Origin of the sequence: Streptomyces sp. NBC_01618 (assembly GCF_045209435.1) — a bacterium.
In the GTDB taxonomy this organism is placed as follows: Bacteria; Actinomycetota; Actinomycetes; order Streptomycetales; family Streptomycetaceae; genus Streptomyces.
On the sequence record NZ_CP109297.1, the window covers coordinates 6,829,947 to 6,848,328 of the forward strand.

An 18,382-nucleotide genomic window follows, 5' to 3' on the forward strand; every position below is an offset into this window, starting at 1 on the left:
CCCCCCTGGTCCCCGGTGACCGATGCTTGAACCATGCACACCGACACCGAGCGCTGCGTGCGGGCCGTCCAGTCCAAGGACGCCCGCTTCGACGGCTGGTTCTTCACGGCGGTCCTGACCACCCGGATCTACTGCCGTCCCAGCTGCCCCGTCGTGCCGCCCAAGGTCGAGAACATGACCTTCTACCCCAGCGCCGCCGCCTGCCAGCAGGCCGGATTCCGGGCCTGCAAACGGTGCCGGCCCGACACCAGCCCCGGCTCCCCGGAGTGGAACGCCCGCGCCGACTCCGTCGCACGTGCGATGCGGCTCATCCGGGACGGCGTCGTCGACCGCGAGGGCGTTCCCGGTCTCGCGGCCCGGCTCGGCTACTCCGCCCGGCAGATCGAGCGCCAGCTGCTCGCCGAGCTGGGCGCCGGTCCGCTCGCCCTGGCCCGCGCGCAGCGCGCGCAGACCGCGCGGCTGCTGATCGAGACGACCGGGCTGCCCATGGCCGAGGTCGCGTTCGCCGCCGGGTTCTCCTCGATCCGCACCTTCAACGACACCGTCCGTGAGGTCTTCGCGCTCGCCCCGGGCGAGCTGCGCGGCCGCGCCACCCGGTCCGCGGCACCGTTGCCCACGCCCGGCGTGATTGCGCTGCGGCTGCCGTACCGGGCCCCGCTCAACCCGACCAACCTCTTCGGTCACCTCGCCGCGACCGCGGTCCCCGGCGTCGAGGAGTGGCGCGAGGGCGCCTACCGCCGCACGCTCACCCTCCGGTACGGGCACGGCATCGTCGCCCTCACCCCGCACCCCGACCACATCGCCTGCCGCCTCTTCCTCACCGATCCGCGCGACCTCACCCTCGCGATCAGCCGCTGCCGCTGGCTGCTCGACCTGGACGCCGACCCGGTGGCCGTGGACGACCAGCTGCGTGCCGATCCGCTGCTCGCCCCCCTGGTCGACAAGGCGCCCGGCCGACGGGTGCCGCGTACCGTCGACGGTGCGGAATTCGCCGTACGGGCCGTGCTCGGGCAGCAGGTCTCGACCGCGGCCGCCCGCACCCACGCGGCCCGGCTGGTCACCGCGTACGGTGTCCCCGTCGACGACCCGGAGGGCGGCCTCACCCATCTCTTCCCGACCCCCGAGGCCCTCGCCGGACTCGACCCCGAACAGCTCGCCCTGCCGCGCACCCGCCGCACCACCCTCACCACCCTCGTCGGCGCACTCGCCGACGACACGCTGCGGCTGGGCACCGACACGGACTGGGAGAAGGCCCGGTCCGAACTCGCCGCTCTGCCCGGCTTCGGCCCCTGGACCGTCGAGGTGATCGCGATGCGGGCGCTCGGCGACCCGGACGCCTTCCTCCCCACGGACCTCGGCATCCGGCGCGCGGCCGAGGAGCTCGGCCTCCCGTCGACGCCCGCAGCGCTCACCGCCCGCGCGGCGACCTGGCGGCCCTGGCGGGCCTACGCGGTTCAGTACCTCTGGACCGTGGACGATCACCCCATCAACCACCTGCCCGCATAAGCACGTTGGGAAATCACCCATGACCGCGACGCACCCTCGCACGGCGACCCGGCAGCACACGGTCGTCGACAGCCCGTACGGTCCGCTCACGCTCGTCGCCACCGACGGCGTCCTCGCGGGCCTCTACATGACCGGCCAACGGCACCGCCCGCCCGAGGAGACCTTCGGCGAGCCCGACCCGCGCCCCTTCACGGAGACGATCCGCCAGCTCGACGCTTATTTCGCCGGTGAACTGCGCGAATTCGACCTGCCGCTGCACCTCGACGGAACCCCGTTCCAGCGCAGCGTCTGGGAGCAGCTCCGGCTGATTCCGTACGGCGAGACCCGCTCGTACGGCGAACTGGCCGAGCTCCTCGGCAAACCGGGCGCCTCACGTGCGGTGGGCCTCGCCAACGGCAAGAACCCGGTGGGCATCATCGTCCCGTGCCACCGCGTCATCGGCGCCTCGGGCAGCCTCACCGGATACGGCGGCGGGCTCGACCGCAAGCAGCGGCTGCTGGCCTTCGAGAGCGGCACGCAGGACGACACCCCCGCACTCTTCTGACACCGCCGAACGAACGCGTCGAGAAAACGCGAAGGACGGGCCCGGGAGAACCAGGCCCGTCCTTCACGGCCGTGCCGCGGCAGCGGAGACAACGCCGCGACCCGAAGCGGTACAGACGTCAGCCGACGAAGATCTCCACGACGGTCCAGATCGCCAGCCCCAGCATGCAGATCCCGCCGATCCGCTGAACCGTCTTCAGCGGTATCCGCTTCGCGATGAACTGCCCTGCCAGCAGCGCCAGCGCCGAGACGGACATCAGGGCGGCGGCGGAGCCGATCGCCGTGGACCAGGTGCCGTTGCTCGCGGCCAGGTTGGCCGTGGTGATCTGGGTGAGGTCGCCCCACTCGCTGATGAAGACTGCCATGAACGCGGTCGAGTAGACCGGCCAGAAGCCGGTCACCGTCTTGGTGCCGCCCTCCTCCTCGTCATCGCCGCCGCCGTTGCGCAGCAGCATGAACGCCCCGAACGCGAAGAGGGACGCCGAGACGAGCTTGACGATCCAGTCGGGCAGCAACCCGATCAGGCTGCCCGCCCCGACGGCGATGGCGACGTGCACGATGAACGCGGACGACGTACCGAACCAGACGTACAGCGGTCGCATGCGGGTGCCCATGGCAAGCGACGCGAACATCGTCTTGTCCGGGAGTTCCGCGAGGAAGATCAGCCCGAAGGCGGTGAGTATCGCCAGGGGGTCGAGGTGCATTCCGGGTGGCTTTCTGTGAGAGCCGGGCCCCGGGACCTTCGCGAAGCGCCACTCGGGCTTTCGGAGGACCACTCGGCCCGGCATGACGTCAGCGCCCACGGGGCGCGGGCGTGTCATACCTGACCGAAGGTCTCGCCCGCCCGTAAGGATCTACGGGCCCGGCCACCGGGAACCCGAGGGCTCCAGTGTGTCGACGACCGGTTTGCGGGGCTACTCCCCTTCGCAGCCATCAACTCTACCCCACCGGCCGACGGGGGAGTGCAGGTGTTCGAACCGGTGGCAGTTATCGGTACAGTCCCCCGGTGATCATCCGCGCCGACACCGGAGGCGTCCCCGTATGAGCCACCGCACCCGCAAGGCTGCCCCCGACCGGGGCACACCCCGGCCCACCGTCAGTGTCTGCCGCGGCTGCTGCTGCGGGACGGCGAAGATCCCGGACGTCGACCACGCCGGCCAGCTCGCCGAACTGCGCCGCTCGCTCGGCGAAACCGCCACGGTCCGCGCCGTGGAGTGCCTGGACGCCTGCGAGCAGGCCAACGTCATCGTCGTACAGCCCTCCGCGGAGGGGCGCGCGGCGGGCGGCCGCCCGGTCTGGCTCGGGCTGGTCAACGACTCGGACGCGGTGAAGGACATCGCCGCCTGGGCCGCGGCGGGCGGCCCGGGGCTGGAGGACGCGCCGGAGATCCTCGACCTGTACACGTTCCGCCCCTCGCGCCGCCTGCAGCGGGAACTCGACCACTAGGCCCTGTCCGGCGGCGGCGCCGGAGATCCCGGCCGGGCCGCTGCGCCGCTACGGGCTCGACCATCGGCAACAGACGGCCGCCCCGGGGCCAGGTCGCGGTGGATGGCCGTGCCGGCCACTCAGCCACCGGAGTCCAAGCCCGTGCCCAGGCGCTCCAGCAGCGCGGGGAGCGCCGTGCCGATGGGCTCGCGGATGGTCTCCTCGGCCAGTTCGTCGTACGGCGTGGGCTCCGCGTTCACCACGATCAGCCGGGCCCCGTTGTCCGCCGCGATCCCGGCCAGCGACGCGGCGGGCTGCACCTGCAGCGTCGTACCGACCGCGATGAACACCTCGCAGGCCTTGGCGATCGACATCGCGTCGCCCAGCACCACCGGATCGAGCCGCTCACCGAACATGACCGTCGCCGACTTCAGGATGCCGCCGCAGACCGTGCACGGCGGGTCGGCCTCGCCCGCCTCGACGCGGGCCAGTGCCTCGGCCATCGGAGCACGGGCGTGGCAGCGGGTGCAGACCGTCTCGCGTGCGGTCCCGTGCAGTTCGAGGACCTTGCGGGCGGGGAGACCGGCGAGCTGATGCAGGCCGTCGACGTTCTGCGTGAGCACCCGCACCGGGGTGCCGGACCGCTCCAGCTCCGCCACCGCGCGGTGGGCCGCGTTCGGCTCGGCGGCCCAGGTCGCGCTCGTGCGCCGCATTTGCCAGGAGCGGCGGCGGATCTCCGGGTCGGCCATGTAGAAGTCGTACGTGACGAGCTTCTCGGCCTCCGGATCCTTGCGCCAGAGCCCGCGCGGGCCGCGGTAGTCGGGGATGCCGGAGTCCGTGGAGATGCCGGCGCCGCTGAGGATCGCGACGAGAGTCATGGCACGAGCCTACGCAGCGCCGGCCGGCATCCGCGAGGAGTTTCCGCACGCGACGGACGTCAGGCCGCGGGGCCGCCAGGGACGAGCGCCGCGGGACCGACAGCCGTACCGGTGGTCGGGCGTATCGGCCGTGTCGCCGTCGAGGACGCCGTCGCCGTTCATGTCGGCGGTGAAGTCCCGTGGCCCGACTGCCAGCCTCTGCCGTCGAATGCCAAATGAACTCGGGCGTCCGGCAGCCGCCGACCGGACTGTCAGGTGACGGCGCGTCAAGACAACGGGGCGCAAAGGGGAATGAGCAAACACAACGGGAATACGGGGCAGCTGCGGGCCGACAGGTCAGCCGTCTTCGTGCGCGCCTGCAGTCAGCCGTCCCTGTGCGGGCCTACCGGTCAGATGTTCGCCGGGCGGCCGTCCTCCAGTTCCACCGCGCCGCCACCGGAATCGAGCGCGTCCAGGGCCGCCCGCAGACGCAGCGCGAGACCGCCGAGCAGATAGCGGTCGAGGTCGTCGGGCTCGACCAGTTCCCAGGACAGGAGCTCCTCCTCCTGCAGCCGGATCGCCTTCAGCTCCGCGTCCTTCAGCACTCCGCCGTCGTACAGATACGCGGCGATCGGCGGCCGCGCCGGCCCGCGTGCCCAGTCGACCGCGAGCAGTCGTCCCGGCTTCCGGTCGAGCCCGATCTCCTCGGCCGTCTCGCGCCGCGCGGCCTGACGCGGGCTCTCGCCCTGGTCGGATTCGACGGTCCCGCCGGGCAGTGCCCAGCCGTCCCGGTAGTTCGGCTCGACGAGCAGCACTCGCCCGTGGACGTCCCGGAACACGGTGGCCGCGGCGGCCAGGACCCGGGGGAGCCCCGCGATGTAGGTGGCGTAATCAGTGGTGGTCACGCGGGCAGCGTAGTGCGGGCGGTGCCGGCGTGAGACGGCTCTGGGCAGCGGGTATGCGCTGCCGATAGGGTCGAGGACGGCGCGACTGCCTGTTCGAAAGCAAGGGATGCAAGGTGGCGGACGGAGCAGTGATGGAGACCGCACGCGTGCTCGTCGCGGCGGACAAGTTCAAGGGCTCGCTCACGGCCGTACAGGTCGCAAAGCGGGTGACGGCCGGGCTGCGGCGCGTCGTGCCCGGGGTGCGGGTCGAGACCCTGCCCGTGGCGGACGGCGGCGACGGCACGGTGTCGGCGGCGGTGGCCGCCGGGTTCGAGCGCCACGAGGCGCGGGTGACCGGGCCGCTCGGGGATCCGGTGACCGCGGCGTACGCGCTGCGCGACACCACCGCCGTGGTCGAGATGGCCGAGGCCTCGGGCCTCCAGCACCTCCCCGCAGGGGTGTTCGCCCCGCTCACGGCCACGACGTACGGCTCCGGAGAGCTGCTGGCCGCGGCGCTCGACGCGGGCGCCCGCACGATCGTGTTCGGCGTCGGCGGCAGCGCGACCACGGACGGCGGTGCCGGCATGCTGGCCGCGCTGGGTGCCCGCTTCCTGGACGCGGACGGCAAGCCGGTCGGCCCGGGGGGTGGTGGCCTCGCCGACCTGGCCGAGGCGGACCTGTCCGGCCTCGACCCGCGCATGTCCGACGTCGACCTGATCCTCGCCAGCGACGTGGACAACCCGCTGACGGGCCCGAAGGGCGCCCCCGAGGTCTACGGCCGGCAGAAGGGCGCGACCGAGGAGGACATCGCGACGCTCGACGCCGCGCTCGCCCACTACGCGTCCGTCCTGGGCCCGGACCAGGCCCGGCTGCCCGGAGCAGGGGCGGCGGGCGGCATCGGCTACGGGGCGCTGGTCGCCCTCGGCGCCCGGTTCCGCCCCGGCATCGAGGTCATGCTCGACGTCCTCGGCTTCGCCCCCGCCCTGGCACGCGCCACGTTGGTGATCACCGGAGAGGGCTCGCTCGACGAGCAGACCCTCCACGGCAAGGCCCCGGCGGGCGTGGCCGCGGCCGCCCGCGCCGCGGGCATCGAGGTCGTGGCCGTCTGCGGCCGCCTCGCCCTGCCGCCGGAGGCCCTGGCCGGCGCGGGCATCAGCCGCGCGTACGCCCTCGCGGACCTGGAACCGGACCCCGCGATCTCCATGGCCCAGGCGGGACCGCTGCTGGAACGGGCGTCCGAGGCGATCGCGCGCGACTTCCTGCTGTAGTACGCCCCCGGTTACGACCGTGGATCGCCGGGCGGGGCAGCAGACCAGGCCCGTCCGGCGATCGAAAATCCGCGTCCGTCCGGCAGGCGAGGACGGACCACCCAGGACGGACCACCCAGGACGGACCCTCCAGGACGAACCCCCCACCCCTCCGCGTCACCCCACGGACGGCTCGGCCCCCTGACCGTCACTCGTGTCCGCGTCAGGACCCTCCCCATCGGCGAGCAGCTCCGCCAGGATCCGCAGCTCCGCCGGCAGGTCACGACGCCACGCCATCGTCACGAACGGGGCAAGGATGATCATGCCGCCGTCCAGATGCGGCTTGACCGATACGTTGACCATCGTTCCCCGTCGGCTGGGACTCAGCCGGAACTCCAGTTCCGGCGAGTGGCGCCCCAGCGGGGTCCACATGCACGCACCGCGGAACGCCAGGTACTCGACCGGTGTGCTCGCGGTGCACGTAAGGCGGTGCGCCCGCCGCCTGCCCGGGAACTTGCAGGTGTACTCGTCGCCGAGTTCCGTGGTGATCGGGCCCTCGATCACGTGATCGATGGTCGATGACCACACGGCCAGATTCCGCGGATCCCGTAGGAACGAGAAGATCTCGTCGGCAGGGCGGGACACATGGACATTCGCTGACACACGGGGCATGGCTCCACCTCTTACGGCGACCGGTCGCCCGAAGTCTCGGCGTCCGATAGCCCTCGTCGCGGTGCCGTCGCCCCTCAGCCTGCTGCCGATCGGGGGTCCGCGCACGCGTCGCACGACCGATGGAGTGAATCAGGTGTCGAGTCGCGCCACCTTCTCGGAGAGTTGCTCGCAGAGCCGCTTGATTTCCTGATATGTGCGCTTCCGCTCGGTGATCACCGCCGCGAGGAGCAGAGCGGTGAGTGAGACCGCTCCGTTGAACGCCTGGAGCGTGATCATGTTGGTGAGGAGGCGGTGGTGGGCGAAGGGGCCGGTCATCCGTTCGGCGGCGAGGATCGCGAACACGGACACGCCCAGTGCGCAGCACGCGGCGCCCGCCCGTTCGAAGCGGAACGCGGCCCAGATCAGGAAGGGGAACACGAGGAAGAGGAACGAGGTATGGGAGGTGTCGGTCGCCACGAGGGTGACGGCCGTCGTACACGCCACCAGCGCGATCGCCTCGGCCCATCGGGTCAGGCCGACACCGTGCGGCAGCCGGGCCCTGCGCAGGACGAGAAGGAACGGCGTGACGACCATGACGCCCATGGCGTCGCCCGTCCACCAGACCCACCAGGTCGGCCAGAAGCCCCCGGCCGGGAGCGCCCCCGACATGGCCAGGATGCCGCTGCCCACGGTCGAGCTGATCAGCATGCCGCCCAGCGCACCGAGGAAGACCAGGGCCAGCGCATCCCGTAAGCGGTCGAGGTCGTCGCGGAAGCCGGCCCGGCGCAGCATCAGGCAGGAGCAGATCGGGGCCAGGGTGTTTCCCACCGCGATGATCAGTACGGGCAGGGCGGAAGGCCCGATCAACACGTTGGCCACGAGGGCGCCGAGCGCGATCCCCGGCCAGACGCGCAGACCGAACACGAGCAGAGCCGCGACCGCGATCCCGGTCGGTGGCCACAGCGGCGTGACCTGGCCGCGCACCAGCTGCTCGAGCAGCCCCAGGCGGGCCGTCGCGTAGTAGCAGACGGCCACCGCCAGGAGCGTGAGGGCCGTAGCCGTGTGCCGCCGGAGCTGTGCGCTGTCCACCACATCAGCATCAGACACCACACCCGGGTGCCCCCGCCGCTCTGGCACGCCGGGGCCACGCCGACGCCACACCCGCGAAGCGGACGCACGAGGCGCATCCGGCTAACCTGCGCCCGGCACACCGTCGTAGCGGATGACGAGAACAGCGGCGTCGTCCTCATGACCCGTCAGGTCCGCCACCCGGATCACCTGTGCGGCGAGCTCGGCGGGATCCGTCGTGGCCGCCGTGCCGACCAGCGCGCACACCGTGGCCAGTCCCTCGTCGATCGGGTAGGTCGGACCTTCCACGACCCCGTCGGTCACCAGGACGAGAAAACCGGGCCGTTTCATCCTCCGACGGGTCACGGGGTACTGCTGACCAGGCAGTATCCCCAGGGGAACCCCGCCGACGTCCAGGGAGATGCCCGAATCGCCGTCATCGGTGCCCCAGATGATCGGGACGTGTCCGGCCCGGGCGACGGAAAGCGCACCGCTCTGCGGGGCGATGCTCAGCAGGCAACAGGTCGTGAACAGGTCGCCGCCCAACGAGATCAGCAGATCGTTGGCGCAGGCCAGTACCTGTCCGGGGTCGTCCGTGACGCTGGCGAGGGCCCGGAGACTGGCCCGCGCCTCACCCATGAAGGCCGCCGCCTCCACCCCGTGCCCCTGCACGTCACCGATGGCGATACCGGCGACCCCGTCCCGCATCGGGAACGCGTCGTAGAAATCACCGCCGACAGCCAGCCCGTCCTGCGAGGGCGAGTAGCTGGCCGCGATCCGGAGCCCCGGAAAGTCGGGCAGTTCGCCCGGGAGCATGTGCTGCTGCAGCGCCATGCCCAGCTCCGCCCGGGACCGCTCGATCCTGATGTTCTCCAACGTCTGATCGACCAGACGCCCGAGGGTGACCAGGAGCTCCTGGGTGCTGTCCGGTGCGCTGTGGTGTCGGTGCATAATTCCCGCGCGTGTCGGTGCGGCCCCTGGTGAAACCTTAGCCCTCCTACCGGCGGGCGCAGCACGGCACGGGTGCGGCACGTCCCCGGTGCACGCGGTCGGGGCCGGTTGCCTCCGCCCCCGTGCAGCCGCACGCTGGACTTGTGGCTGTTCCCGCGCCGGCCCCGGCCGAGCAGACCGGCTGGGCCGTCCAGACACCCGGTCCGATCGGCACCGGGCCGTTGGTGCGTGTACGGCGAGGCGTGCCGGCTCCCGGCCCCGGGGAGCTGCTGCTGAACGTGGAAGCGTGCGGCGTCTGTCGTACGGATCTCCATCTGGCCGAGGGCGATCTCCCGCCGCACCGGCCCGCCACCGTCCCCGGCCACGAGATCGTCGGGCGGGTGGCGGCCCTCGGTGCCGGGGTCGGCCTCTTCCGTGTCGGCGACCGGGTCGGTGGAGCCTGGCTGCGCGGCACGTGCGGGAGCTGCCGGTACTGCCGGGGCGGCCGGGAGAACCTCTGCCCGCGGTCCGTCTACACGGGGTGGGACGCGGACGGCGGCTTCGCCGACACGGCACTGGTTCCGGAGGCGTACGCCTACCGGCTCCCGGCCGACCAGGACGCCGCCCGGCTCGCCCCGCTCCTCTGCGCGGGCATCATCGGATACCGGGCCCTCAGACGCAGCGCGCTGCCCGAGGGCGGGCGGCTGGGTATCTACGGCTTCGGCGCGTCCGCCCACCTCGCCGCCCAGGTGGCCCTCGCCGAGGGCGCCACCGTTCACGTCCTGACCCGCTCACCGCGGGCACGCGAGCTCGCTCTCGACCTGGGGGCCGCGTCGGCGGGTGACGCCTACGACCGCCCGCCGGAACCCCTGGACTCGGCGATCCTGTTCGCACCCGTCGGCGACCTGGTGCCGGTGGCGTTGGAGGCACTGGACCGGTCCGGCACGCTGGCCGTCGCCGGAATCCATCTGTCGGACGTTCCCGTGCTGAACTATCAGCGCCACCTGTTCCAGGAGCGCGATCTGCGCAGCGTCACCTCCAACACCCGTGAGGACGGCCGCGAATTTCTCGCCCTGGCGGCGCGCGTGGGCATCCGGGTCACGGTGAGCCCCTACCCGCTGAGCAGGGCCGACCATGCGCTGGCCGATCTGGCGGCGGACCGGGTGAACGGGGCCGCCGTACTCGTACCCGGCTGAGAGCCACCGGCCCGGACCGACCGGCGGACACGCGAGAGGGCCCCGGGTGCTGGGGAGCACCCGGGGCCCTCTCGCGTGTTCTGCGTGTTCCGTTGTTCCGGCCCTACGGTAGCTGGGCCGCCCGGGCCTCACGTCGGTTGCCGCGGAAGGTGTTCACCCGCCGGGCCGTCGCGAAGAGCGGGATGACCGCTCCCAGGACCACCTGCAGCGCACAGCCGGTCTGGAGAAGCAGCTGGCCGCCGGGGGCCTCGAACGCCCACGCGGCGAGGAGCCCCATCGCGGCCACGATCCAGCTGAGCATCGCCACCGCGAGAATGCCCCGCGGCTTCGGGTACTCGACCCGGCTGACCATCAGCCACGCCACTGCGACGATCGCGAGCAGCGTCGGTACGAAGGGCAGCTCCAGGAGCACGATCGAGACGACCGTGAGCGCTCCGAAGGGGCTCGGCATGCCCTGGAACATGCCGTCCTTCATGGTCACGCAGGAGAATCTGGCAAGCCTGAGCACCACCGCCAGCAGCACCACGATCGCCGCCAGCGCCGACACGCGCTGGTGCGCGTCGTCCGCGACCATGCCGTAGACGAGGACGAAGTACGCCGGGGCGAGCCCGAAGCTGATCAGGTCCGAGAGGTTGTCCAGCTCGGCACCCATCGGCGAGGAGCGCAGCTTGCGGGCCACGAGCCCGTCGAAGAGGTCGAACACCGCGGCGAGCAGCATGAGGATCACGGCGGTGGCCGCGGAGTGCCGCGCCATGCCGGTCTCGTTGCTGCCCGTGAGGTGCGGGATGAGGATTCCGGTGGTGGTGAAGTACACCGCCATGAAACCGCACGTGGCATTGCCGAGAGTGAGGGTGTCCGCTATCGACAGCCGCAGAGAGAGCGGCATGTCCTCGCCGGCGTCCTCCTCGGACTCCGCCTCGGGCACCCAGCCTGCCTGGGTCTCGGGATCAATCACGGTCAATTCGAGTCACCCCCGCGGTGGTGGCCTGGCCGACCTCGACCGCGACATCGATACCTTCCGGAAGGTAGATGTCGACCCGGGAGCCGAAGCGGATCAGGCCGATGCGCTCGCCCTGCTCCACCTTCGTGCCCTGCGGGATGTAGGGGACGATACGACGTGCGACCGCGCCCGCGATCTGCACCATCTCGATGTCGCCGAGCTCGGTGTCGAAGTGCCAGACAACGCGCTCGTTGTTCTCGCTCTCCTTGTTGAACGCCGGAACGAACCCACCGGGGACGTGCTCGACCGAGGCCACCGTGCCGGCCAGGGGCGCACGGTTGACGTGGACATTCAGCGGGCTCATGAAGATCGCCACGCGGGTACGTCCGTCCTTCCACGGCATGATGCTCTGCACCACACCGTCGGCCGGTGAGATGACCCGGCCCTGGGCGATCTCGCGCTCGGGGTCGCGGAAGAACCACAGCATGCCCGCCGCGAGCGCGGTGGTGGGCACGGCCACCGCCGCCCAGCGTCCGGACTTGCGGGCCCGGGCGAGGCTGAGTGCCGCGGTGGCGACGGTCGGCAGGAGCCACGGCGAAGCTCCGCGCGCAAGGCGGACTCCGCCGCGTGGTGCAGAGGTTTGGCTGTCGGGCATGGATGACCTTCGTAGCGGATGATGCCGCGCTGGCAACGGGGGACGGCGGCTTTTCCGGCGATGTTAGCGGTTGCCAGCCGCAACTGGGCAAGCCAGCAGCCGAGTCGGACGGCTTGAAGGCACCGGCCTAGGATGACAGGGTGTGATCTTCTTCGCGGCCAAAGCGGCGTGAAAGGGACAATCAACCCTGGAACCGGTACTCCTCCAGGAGTCGGCGCCCAATGATCATTTTCTGGATCTCGGCGGTACCTTCACCGATCAACAGCATCGGGGCCTCCCGGTAGAGGCGCTCGATCTCGTACTCCTTGGAGAAGCCGTAGCCGCCGTGGATTCGGAAGGCGTCCTCGACGACTTCCTTGCAGTACTCGGAGGCGAGGTACTTCGCCATCCCTGCCTCCAGGTCATTTCGTTCCCCAGAGTCCTTTTTGCGTGCTGCATTTACCATCATTGCATGGGCGGCCTCGACCTTGGTGGCCATTTCGGCCAGCTTGAACTGGATCGCCTGGTGCTGCGCGATCGGCTTTCCGAAGGTCTGGCGCTGCTGTGCGTAGGAAATGCCCAGTTCGAATGCACGCTGAGCGACGCCGCAGCCACGCGCGGCCACATTTACCCGGCCGACCTCGACGCCGTCCATCATTTGGTAAAACCCGCGACCGGTGGTGCCGCCCAGTACGCGATTGGCTGGAATACGTAGCCCGTCCATGATGAGTTCGGTCGTATCCACGCCCTTATAGCCCATTTTGTCGATTTTGCCGGGAATGGTGAGACCGGGCAGGACCTCACCGAATCCGGGCTCCTTCTCCACCAGGAACGTCGTCATCGACTTGTGCGGAGCGGTCCCCTCGGGGTGGCCTTCGTCACTCCGGCACAGGACGGCGACGAGCGAGGACGTGCCACCGTTCGTCAGCCACATCTTCTGGCCGTTCAGGACGTACTCCTCGCCGTCCCTGACGCCCTTGGACGTGATGGCCGCGACGTCCGAGCCCAGCGCCGGCTCGGACATCGAGAAGGCGCCCCGGACCTCGCCCAGCGCCATCCGCGGCAGGAACGTGTCCTTCTGCTCCTGGGTGCCGTGCTGCTTGAGCATGTACGCCACGATGAAGTGCGTATTGATGATTCCCGACACGCTCATCCAGCCGCGCGCGATTTCCTCCACGCACAGCGCGTATGTGAGAAGCGACTCACCCAGCCCCCCGTACTCCTCGGGAATCATCAGCCCGAACAGGCCGAGCTCCTTGAGCCCCTCGACGATTTCCGTCGGGTACTCGTCACGGTGCTCCAGCTGGGTCGCGACCGGAATGATCTCCTTGTCGACGAAATCCCGGACCGTGGAGAGGATTTCCTGCTGGACGTCATTGAGGCCGGCAGTCTGGGCGAGTCGCGTCATGGCTACTTCTCCACGTTCTTCTGCGAGGGCTGGTTCAGCTCGGGACGGCCGGGCTGCTCCCCGCCGCGTTCCTTGATGTACGTCTCGGTGGGGACCATCACCTTGCGACGGAACACGCAGACGAGCGTCCCGTCCTGTTTGTAGCCCTTGGTCTCGACGTGGACGATTCCGCGGTCGTTCTTGGATTTTGACGGAGTCTTGTCGAGAACGGTCGTCTCGCCGTAGATCGTGTCGCCGTGGAACGTCGGCGCGACATGCTTCAGTGACTCGACCTCCAGGTTGGCGATCGCCTTTCCGGAGACGTCCGGCACGGACATGCCGAGCAGCAACGAGTAGATGTAGTTGCCCACTACAACGTTCTTGCCGAAATCGGTGGTCTTCTCCGCGTAGTTGCTGTCCATGTGCAGCGGGTGATGATTCATGGTCAACAGACAGAAGAGGTGATCGTCGTACTCGGTGACCGTCTTTCCGGGCCAGTGCTTGTAAATTGCACCGACCTCGAACTCCTCATAGGTACGTCCGAACCGCATGATCAGGCCTCCGGCGCTTCGAACTTGGAGGTGCGCTGCATGCCGGCCGCGCGGCCCTTGCCCGCGATGACGAGGGCCATCTTGCGGCTCGCCTCGTCGATCATCTCGTCGCCGAGCATCGCCGAGCCCTTCTTGCCGCCCTCTTCCGAGGTGCACCAGTCGTACGCGTCGAGGATCAGCTCGGCGTGGTCGTAGTCCTCCTGCGTGGGCGAGAACACCTCGTTGGCCGCGTCCACCTGACCGGGGTGCAGCACCCACTTGCCGTCGAAGCCCAGCGCCGCCGCACGGCCCGCGACCTCGCGGTACGCGTCCACGTCACGGATCTGCAGGAAGGGGCCGTCGATCGCCTGGAGGTCGTGCGTACGGGCCGCCATCAGAATGCGCATCAGGATGTAGTGGTACGCGTCCGCGCCGTACCCGGGCGGCTGCTGACCGACGACCAGGGTCTTCATGTTGATCGACGCCATGAAGTCGGCCGGGCCGAAGATCAGGGTCTCCAGGCGGGGCGAGGCGGCGGCGATGTCGTCGATGTTCACCAGGCCCTTGGCGTTCTCGATCTGCGCCTCGATGCCGATCCTGCCGACCTCGAAGCCCATCGTCTTCTCGATCTGGGTCAGCAGCAGGTCCAGGGCGACGACCTGCTGGGCGTCCTGGACCTTCGGCAGCATGATGCAGTCGAGATTCTGGCCGGCGCCCTCGACGACCGTGATGACATCGCGGTACGTCCAGTGCGTCGTCCAGTCGTTGACCCGCACGACCCGGGTCTTGCCCGTCCAGTCGCCATTGTTCAGCGCGTCCACGATGGTGTGCCGGGCGCCCTCCTTGGCGAGCGGCGCGCAGGCGTCCTCCAGGTCGAGGAAGACCTGGTCGGCCGGGAGGCCCTGGGCCTTCTCCAGGAACCGCGGGTTCGAGCCGGGCACGGCCAGGCACGAGCGGCGCGGACGCAGGCGGTTGACGGCAGTCATGCGGGGACCTCCAGAGGGTCGAGCTTGTTCGCTTTCCGGATCTCGTCGACGATACGGCCGATGATCTCCGTGATACCGAAATCCTTCGGGGTGAATACCGCGGCGACACCGACCCCGATCAGGGCCGACGCGTCGGCGGGCGGAATGATCCCGCCCGCGATGACCGGGATGTCGGCGGCGCCCGCCTCGCGCAGTCGGGTGAGTACGTCCGGCACGAGCTCGGCGTGCGAACCGGACAGGATCGACAGGCCGACGCAGTGCACGTCCTCGGCGAGGGCGGCCGAGACGATCTGCTCGGGGGTCAGCCTGATCCCCTGGTAGACGACCTCGAAGCCGGCGTCGCGGGCCCGTACGGCGATCTGCTCGGCGCCGTTGGAGTGCCCGTCCAGGCCCGGCTTGCCGACCAGCAGCCGCAGCCGCCCGGCGCCCAGGTCGGCCGCGGTCCGGGCGACCTTCTGGCGGACCAGAGCGAGCGGTGTGCCGGCCTCCGCGGTCACCGCGACCGGCGCCGACGAGACGCCCGTCGGAGCCCGGAACTCGCCGAAGACATCGCGCAGCGCCCAGGACCACTCGCCGGTGGTGACACCCGCGCGGGCGCACTCCACGGTCGCTTCCATCAGGTTCTCGGTGCCCGCGGCGGCCTTCTTCAGCGCGGCCAGCGCGTCGGTGGCGCGGGCCTCGTCACGGTTGTCGCGCCACTCGGCCAAGGCCCTGACGACCCTGGCCTCGTTGGCGGGATCGACGGTCATGATCGCCCCGTCGAGGTCCGCGGTGAGCGGGTTCGGTTCCGTCGTCTCGTAGATGTTGACGCCGACGATCTTCTCCTCGCCGCCCTCGATCCGGGCCCGGCGGGCCGCGTGCGAGGAGACCAGCTCGGACTTCAGATAGCCGGACTCCACGGCAGCCATGGCGCCGCCCATCTCCTGGATCCGGCCGATCTCGGCGAGCGACTCGGTGACCAGCTCGTCCACCTTGGCCTCGACGACGTGCGAGCCGGCGAAGATGTCCTCGTACTCCAGCAGATCGCTCTCGTGCGCGAGGACCTGCTGGATGCGGAGCGACCACTGCTGGTCCCACGGCCGGGGGAGCCCCAGCGCCTCGTTCCAGGCGGGCAGTTGGACGGCCCGGGCGCGGGCGTCCTTGGACAGGGTGACGGCCAGCATCTCCAGGACGATGCGCTGGACGTTGTTCTCCGGCTGCGCCTCGGTCAGACCGAGCGAGTTGACCTGGACGCCGTAGCGGAAGCGGCGCTGCTTTGCGTCGGTGATGCCGTACCGCTCGCGGGTGACCTGGTCCCAGATGCGGCCGAAGGCGCGCATCTTGCACATCTCCTCGATGAAGCGGACGCCCGCGTTCACGAAGAAGGAGATCCGTGCGACCACATCGCCGAACTTCTCCTCGGGCACCTGGCCGGACTCCCGTACGGCGTCCAGGACCGCGATGGCCGTCGACATGGCGTACGCGATCTCCTGGACCGGAGTGGCTCCCGCCTCCTGCAGGTGGTAGCTGCAGATGTTGATCGGGTTCCACTTCGGGATGCGGTTGACCGTGTACGTGATCATGTCGGTGGTCAGCCGGAGCGAGGGGCCGGGCGGGAAGACATGCGTCCCGCGCGAGAGGTACTCCTTGACGATGTCGTTCTGCGTGGTGCCCTGGAGCTTCGTGGGATCGGCGCCCTGCTCCTCGGCGACCACCTGGTAGAGCGCGAGCAGCCACATTGCGGTGGCGTTGATCGTCATCGAGGTGTTCATCTGCTCCAGGGGGATGTCCTGGAACAGCCGGCGCATGTCACCGAGGTGCGACACGGGCACGCCGACCCGGCCGACCTCGCCGTGGGCGAGGACGTGGTCGGGGTCGTACCCGGTCTGCGTCGGCAGGTCGAAGGCGACCGACAGGCCGGTCTGGCCCTTGGCGAGGTTGCGCCGGTAGAGCTCGTTGGACGCCTCGGCGGTCGAGTGACCGGCGTACGTCCGCATGAGCCACGGGCGGTCCTTCTGACGCCCACTCATGTCAGACATCCCTGCTGTGCTTGTCGGTCCGCTCCGCTGACGCCTTACGGCTGTGCTTATTGATCCCCTCCGCTGACGCGTCACGGCTGTGCTTGTCGGTCCCCTCCGCTGACGCGTCACGGCTGTGCTTGTCGGTCCCCTCCGCTGACGCGTCACGGCTGTGCTTGTCGGTCCCCTCCGCTGACGCGTCACGGCTGTGCTTGTCGGTCCCCTCCGCTGACGCGTCACGGAACAGGTTGATGGCGTCGATGTGCTGCTCGCGCAGCTCCTCGTTGCGCACGCCCAGGCCCTCGCGCGGCGCCAGCGCCAGCACGCCGACCTTGCCCTGGTGAAGGTTGCGGTGGACGTCGTACGCGGCCTGGCCGGTCTCCTCCAGGGAGTAGACCTTTGACAGCGTCGGGTGGATCTTGCCCTTCGCCACCAGGCGGTTGGCCTCCCACGCCTCGCGGTAGTTGGCGAAGTGCGAGCCCACGATCTTCTTGAGCGACATCCACAGGTAGCGGTTGTCGTACTCGTGGTTGTAGCCGGACGTCGACGCGCAGGTGACGATCGTGCCGCCCTTGCGGGTCACGTACACCGAGGCGCCGAAGGTCTCGCGGCCCGGATGCTCGAAGACGATGTCGACGTCCTCGCCGCCGGTCAGTTCACGGATGCGCTTGCCGAACCGCTTCCACTCGCGCGGGTCCTGGTTGTGCTCGTCCTTCCAGAACTTGTAGCCCTCGGCGTTGCGGTCGATGATCGCCTCGGCGCCCATCTTCCGGCAGATGTCCGCCTTCTGTTCGCTGGAGACGACACAGATCGGGTTGGCGCCACCGGCCAGGGCGAACTGCGTGGCGTATGAACCGAGTCCGCCGCTGGCGCCCCAGATCAGCACGTTGTCGCCCTGCTTCATGGCAGCGCCGTTGCGCGAGACGAGCTGGCGGTACGCGGTGGAGTTGACCAGGCCCGGAGCGGCGGCCTCCTCCCAGCTGAGGTGCTGCGGCTTCGGCATCAGCTGGTTGGACTTGACAAGTGCGATCTCTGCCAGGCCGCCGAAGTTGGTCTCGAAGCCCCAGATGCGCTGCTCGGGGTCGAGCATCGTGTCGTTGTGGCCGTCCGAGGACTCCAGTTCGACCGAGAGGCAGTGTGCGACGACCTCGTCGCCGGGCTTCCAGGCGTTGACGCCGGGGCCGGTACGCAGGACGACGCCCGCCAGGTCGGAGCCGATCACGTGGTATGGCAGGTCGTGGCGCCTGGTGAGCTCGCTGAGCTTTCCGTAGCGCTCCAGGAAGCCGAAGGTGGACATCGGCTCGAAGATCGAGGTCCAGACGGAGTTGTAGTTCACCGAGCTCGCCATGACGGCGACCAGTGCCTCACCGGGGCCGAGTTCGGGTACCGGGACCTCGTCCAGATGTAGCGACTTGCGGGGGTCCTTGTCACGGGTGGCGAGCCCCGCGAACATCTCCGTCTCGTCCTTGTGCACGGTCACCGCGCGGTACGACTCAGGGATGGACAGGGCCGCGAAATCCGCGGCCGTACCGTCCTGCGATTGGATCGCGTCCAGGATTTCCTTCACGGTGTGCCTCCGGCGGATGGGGGCGCTGAGGGAG

Annotated in this window: 17 protein-coding genes and 1 pseudogene; 5 read left to right on the forward strand and 13 right to left on the reverse strand. The window is 69.9% G+C overall.

Annotated elements, in window-relative coordinates; all coding sequences use genetic code 11:
• Positions 1-33: 33 nt before the first annotated feature.
• Both OH735_RS31715 and OH735_RS31720 read left to right on the forward strand, forming a co-directional pair.
• Complete coding sequence (locus OH735_RS31715) at positions 34-1,506, forward strand: AlkA N-terminal domain-containing protein (RefSeq protein WP_406385093.1); 1,473 nt, start codon at positions 34-36, stop codon at positions 1,504-1,506.
• Between the two features lie 19 nt (positions 1,507-1,525).
• The gene (locus tag OH735_RS31720; RefSeq protein WP_406385094.1) at positions 1,526-2,050 is read left to right on the forward strand and encodes a methylated-DNA--[protein]-cysteine S-methyltransferase; all 525 of its coding nucleotides are present in this window, start codon (positions 1,526-1,528) and stop codon (positions 2,048-2,050) included.
• A gap of 118 nt (positions 2,051-2,168) precedes the next feature.
• Here OH735_RS31720 and OH735_RS31725 read toward each other — a convergent pair whose 3' ends face one another.
• On the reverse strand, positions 2,169-2,753 hold the full coding sequence (locus OH735_RS31725) for a TMEM165/GDT1 family protein (RefSeq protein ID WP_406385095.1): 585 nt from the start codon (positions 2,751-2,753) through the stop codon (positions 2,169-2,171).
• Positions 2,754-3,090: 337 nt separating this feature from the next.
• Here OH735_RS31725 and OH735_RS31730 point away from each other — a divergent pair, with 337 nt between their 5' ends.
• Complete coding sequence (locus tag OH735_RS31730; protein ID WP_406385096.1) at positions 3,091-3,495, forward strand: (2Fe-2S) ferredoxin domain-containing protein; 405 nt, start codon at positions 3,091-3,093, stop codon at positions 3,493-3,495.
• 119 nt (positions 3,496-3,614) lie between these two features.
• On the opposite strand, the gene OH735_RS31735 is transcribed toward OH735_RS31730, so the two are convergent.
• Positions 3,615-4,352, reverse strand: a complete 738-nt coding sequence (locus OH735_RS31735; protein WP_406385097.1) for an SIR2 family NAD-dependent protein deacylase — start codon at positions 4,350-4,352, stop codon at positions 3,615-3,617.
• 389 nt (positions 4,353-4,741) lie between these two features.
• A complete protein-coding gene (locus OH735_RS31740) occupies positions 4,742-5,236 on the reverse strand; it encodes an NUDIX domain-containing protein (RefSeq protein ID WP_406385098.1) in 495 nt (164 codons plus the stop codon).
• Between the two features lie 131 nt (positions 5,237-5,367).
• On the opposite strand from OH735_RS31740, the gene OH735_RS31745 reads away from it, so the two are divergent.
• Positions 5,368-6,483 (forward strand): glycerate kinase, encoded by a 1,116-nt coding sequence (locus OH735_RS31745; RefSeq protein ID WP_406385099.1) that lies wholly within the window; start codon positions 5,368-5,370, stop codon positions 6,481-6,483.
• Between the two features lie 156 nt (positions 6,484-6,639).
• Here the strand turns inward: OH735_RS31745 and OH735_RS31750 are convergent, their stop codons facing one another.
• From OH735_RS31750 to OH735_RS31760, 3 genes are all read right to left on the reverse strand, one after another.
• Positions 6,640-7,134: an SRPBCC family protein gene (locus OH735_RS31750; protein ID WP_406385100.1), complete on the reverse strand. Its 495-nt coding sequence runs from the start codon at positions 7,132-7,134 to the stop codon at positions 6,640-6,642.
• 129 nt (positions 7,135-7,263) lie between these two features.
• On the reverse strand, positions 7,264-8,220 hold the full coding sequence (locus OH735_RS31755) for an MASE1 domain-containing protein (protein WP_406385101.1): 957 nt from the start codon (positions 8,218-8,220) through the stop codon (positions 7,264-7,266).
• A gap of 84 nt (positions 8,221-8,304) precedes the next feature.
• A complete protein-coding gene (locus OH735_RS31760) occupies positions 8,305-9,132 on the reverse strand; it encodes a PP2C family protein-serine/threonine phosphatase (RefSeq protein WP_406385102.1) in 828 nt (275 codons plus the stop codon).
• A gap of 143 nt (positions 9,133-9,275) precedes the next feature.
• On the opposite strand from OH735_RS31760, the gene OH735_RS31765 reads away from it, so the two are divergent.
• Complete coding sequence (locus tag OH735_RS31765) at positions 9,276-10,307, forward strand: zinc-binding alcohol dehydrogenase family protein (protein ID WP_406385103.1); 1,032 nt, start codon at positions 9,276-9,278, stop codon at positions 10,305-10,307.
• A gap of 103 nt (positions 10,308-10,410) precedes the next feature.
• Here OH735_RS31765 and pssA read toward each other — a convergent pair whose 3' ends face one another.
• From pssA to ccrA, 7 genes and pseudogenes are all read right to left on the reverse strand, one after another.
• Positions 10,411-11,232 (reverse strand): CDP-diacylglycerol--serine O-phosphatidyltransferase, encoded by an 822-nt coding sequence (gene pssA / locus OH735_RS31770; protein WP_406386844.1) that lies wholly within the window; start codon positions 11,230-11,232, stop codon positions 10,411-10,413.
• A gap of 22 nt (positions 11,233-11,254) precedes the next feature.
• A complete protein-coding gene (locus OH735_RS31775) occupies positions 11,255-11,902 on the reverse strand; it encodes a phosphatidylserine decarboxylase (protein WP_406385104.1) in 648 nt (215 codons plus the stop codon).
• A gap of 181 nt (positions 11,903-12,083) precedes the next feature.
• Positions 12,084-13,289: an acyl-CoA dehydrogenase family protein gene (locus OH735_RS31780; protein ID WP_406385105.1), complete on the reverse strand. Its 1,206-nt coding sequence runs from the start codon at positions 13,287-13,289 to the stop codon at positions 12,084-12,086.
• A 2-nt stretch (positions 13,290-13,291) separates the two neighbouring features.
• Positions 13,292-13,819: a MaoC family dehydratase gene (locus OH735_RS31785; protein WP_406385106.1), complete on the reverse strand. Its 528-nt coding sequence runs from the start codon at positions 13,817-13,819 to the stop codon at positions 13,292-13,294.
• Positions 13,820-13,821: 2 nt separating this feature from the next.
• Positions 13,822-14,784 (reverse strand): HpcH/HpaI aldolase/citrate lyase family protein, encoded by a 963-nt coding sequence (locus OH735_RS31790; protein ID WP_406385107.1) that lies wholly within the window; start codon positions 14,782-14,784, stop codon positions 13,822-13,824.
• On the reverse strand, positions 14,781-16,793 hold the full coding sequence (locus OH735_RS31795) for a protein meaA (protein ID WP_406385108.1): 2,013 nt from the start codon (positions 16,791-16,793) through the stop codon (positions 14,781-14,783). Before OH735_RS31795 ends, OH735_RS31790 begins: the two co-directional genes overlap by 4 nt.
• Positions 16,794-17,016: 223 nt before the next feature.
• Positions 17,017-18,348: pseudogene (gene ccrA, locus OH735_RS31800) on the reverse strand (crotonyl-CoA carboxylase/reductase); the annotation flags it as partial.
• Positions 18,349-18,382 lie beyond the last annotated feature (34 nt).

Coding starts and splice junctions, on each gene's coding strand:
- OH735_RS31760 (WP_406385102.1), bottom strand. CDS start 9,132: ATGCACCGACACCACAGCGCACCGGACAGCACCCAGGAGCTCCTGGTC.
- OH735_RS31735 (WP_406385097.1), bottom strand. CDS start 4,352: ATGACTCTCGTCGCGATCCTCAGCGGCGCCGGCATCTCCACGGACTCC.
- OH735_RS31750 (WP_406385100.1), bottom strand. CDS start 7,134: ATGCCCCGTGTGTCAGCGAATGTCCATGTGTCCCGCCCTGCCGACGAG.
- OH735_RS31730 (WP_406385096.1), top strand. CDS start 3,091: ATGAGCCACCGCACCCGCAAGGCTGCCCCCGACCGGGGCACACCCCGG.
- OH735_RS31720 (WP_406385094.1), top strand. CDS start 1,526: ATGACCGCGACGCACCCTCGCACGGCGACCCGGCAGCACACGGTCGTC.
- OH735_RS31745 (WP_406385099.1), top strand. CDS start 5,368: ATGGAGACCGCACGCGTGCTCGTCGCGGCGGACAAGTTCAAGGGCTCG.
- OH735_RS31725 (WP_406385095.1), bottom strand. CDS start 2,753: ATGCACCTCGACCCCCTGGCGATACTCACCGCCTTCGGGCTGATCTTC.
- OH735_RS31780 (WP_406385105.1), bottom strand. CDS start 13,289: ATGACGCGACTCGCCCAGACTGCCGGCCTCAATGACGTCCAGCAGGAA.
- OH735_RS31775 (WP_406385104.1), bottom strand. CDS start 11,902: ATGCCCGACAGCCAAACCTCTGCACCACGCGGCGGAGTCCGCCTTGCG.
- OH735_RS31715 (WP_406385093.1), top strand. CDS start 34: ATGCACACCGACACCGAGCGCTGCGTGCGGGCCGTCCAGTCCAAGGAC.
- OH735_RS31785 (WP_406385106.1), bottom strand. CDS start 13,819: ATGCGGTTCGGACGTACCTATGAGGAGTTCGAGGTCGGTGCAATTTAC.
- OH735_RS31790 (WP_406385107.1), bottom strand. CDS start 14,784: ATGACTGCCGTCAACCGCCTGCGTCCGCGCCGCTCGTGCCTGGCCGTG.
- OH735_RS31795 (WP_406385108.1), bottom strand. CDS start 16,793: ATGAGTGGGCGTCAGAAGGACCGCCCGTGGCTCATGCGGACGTACGCC.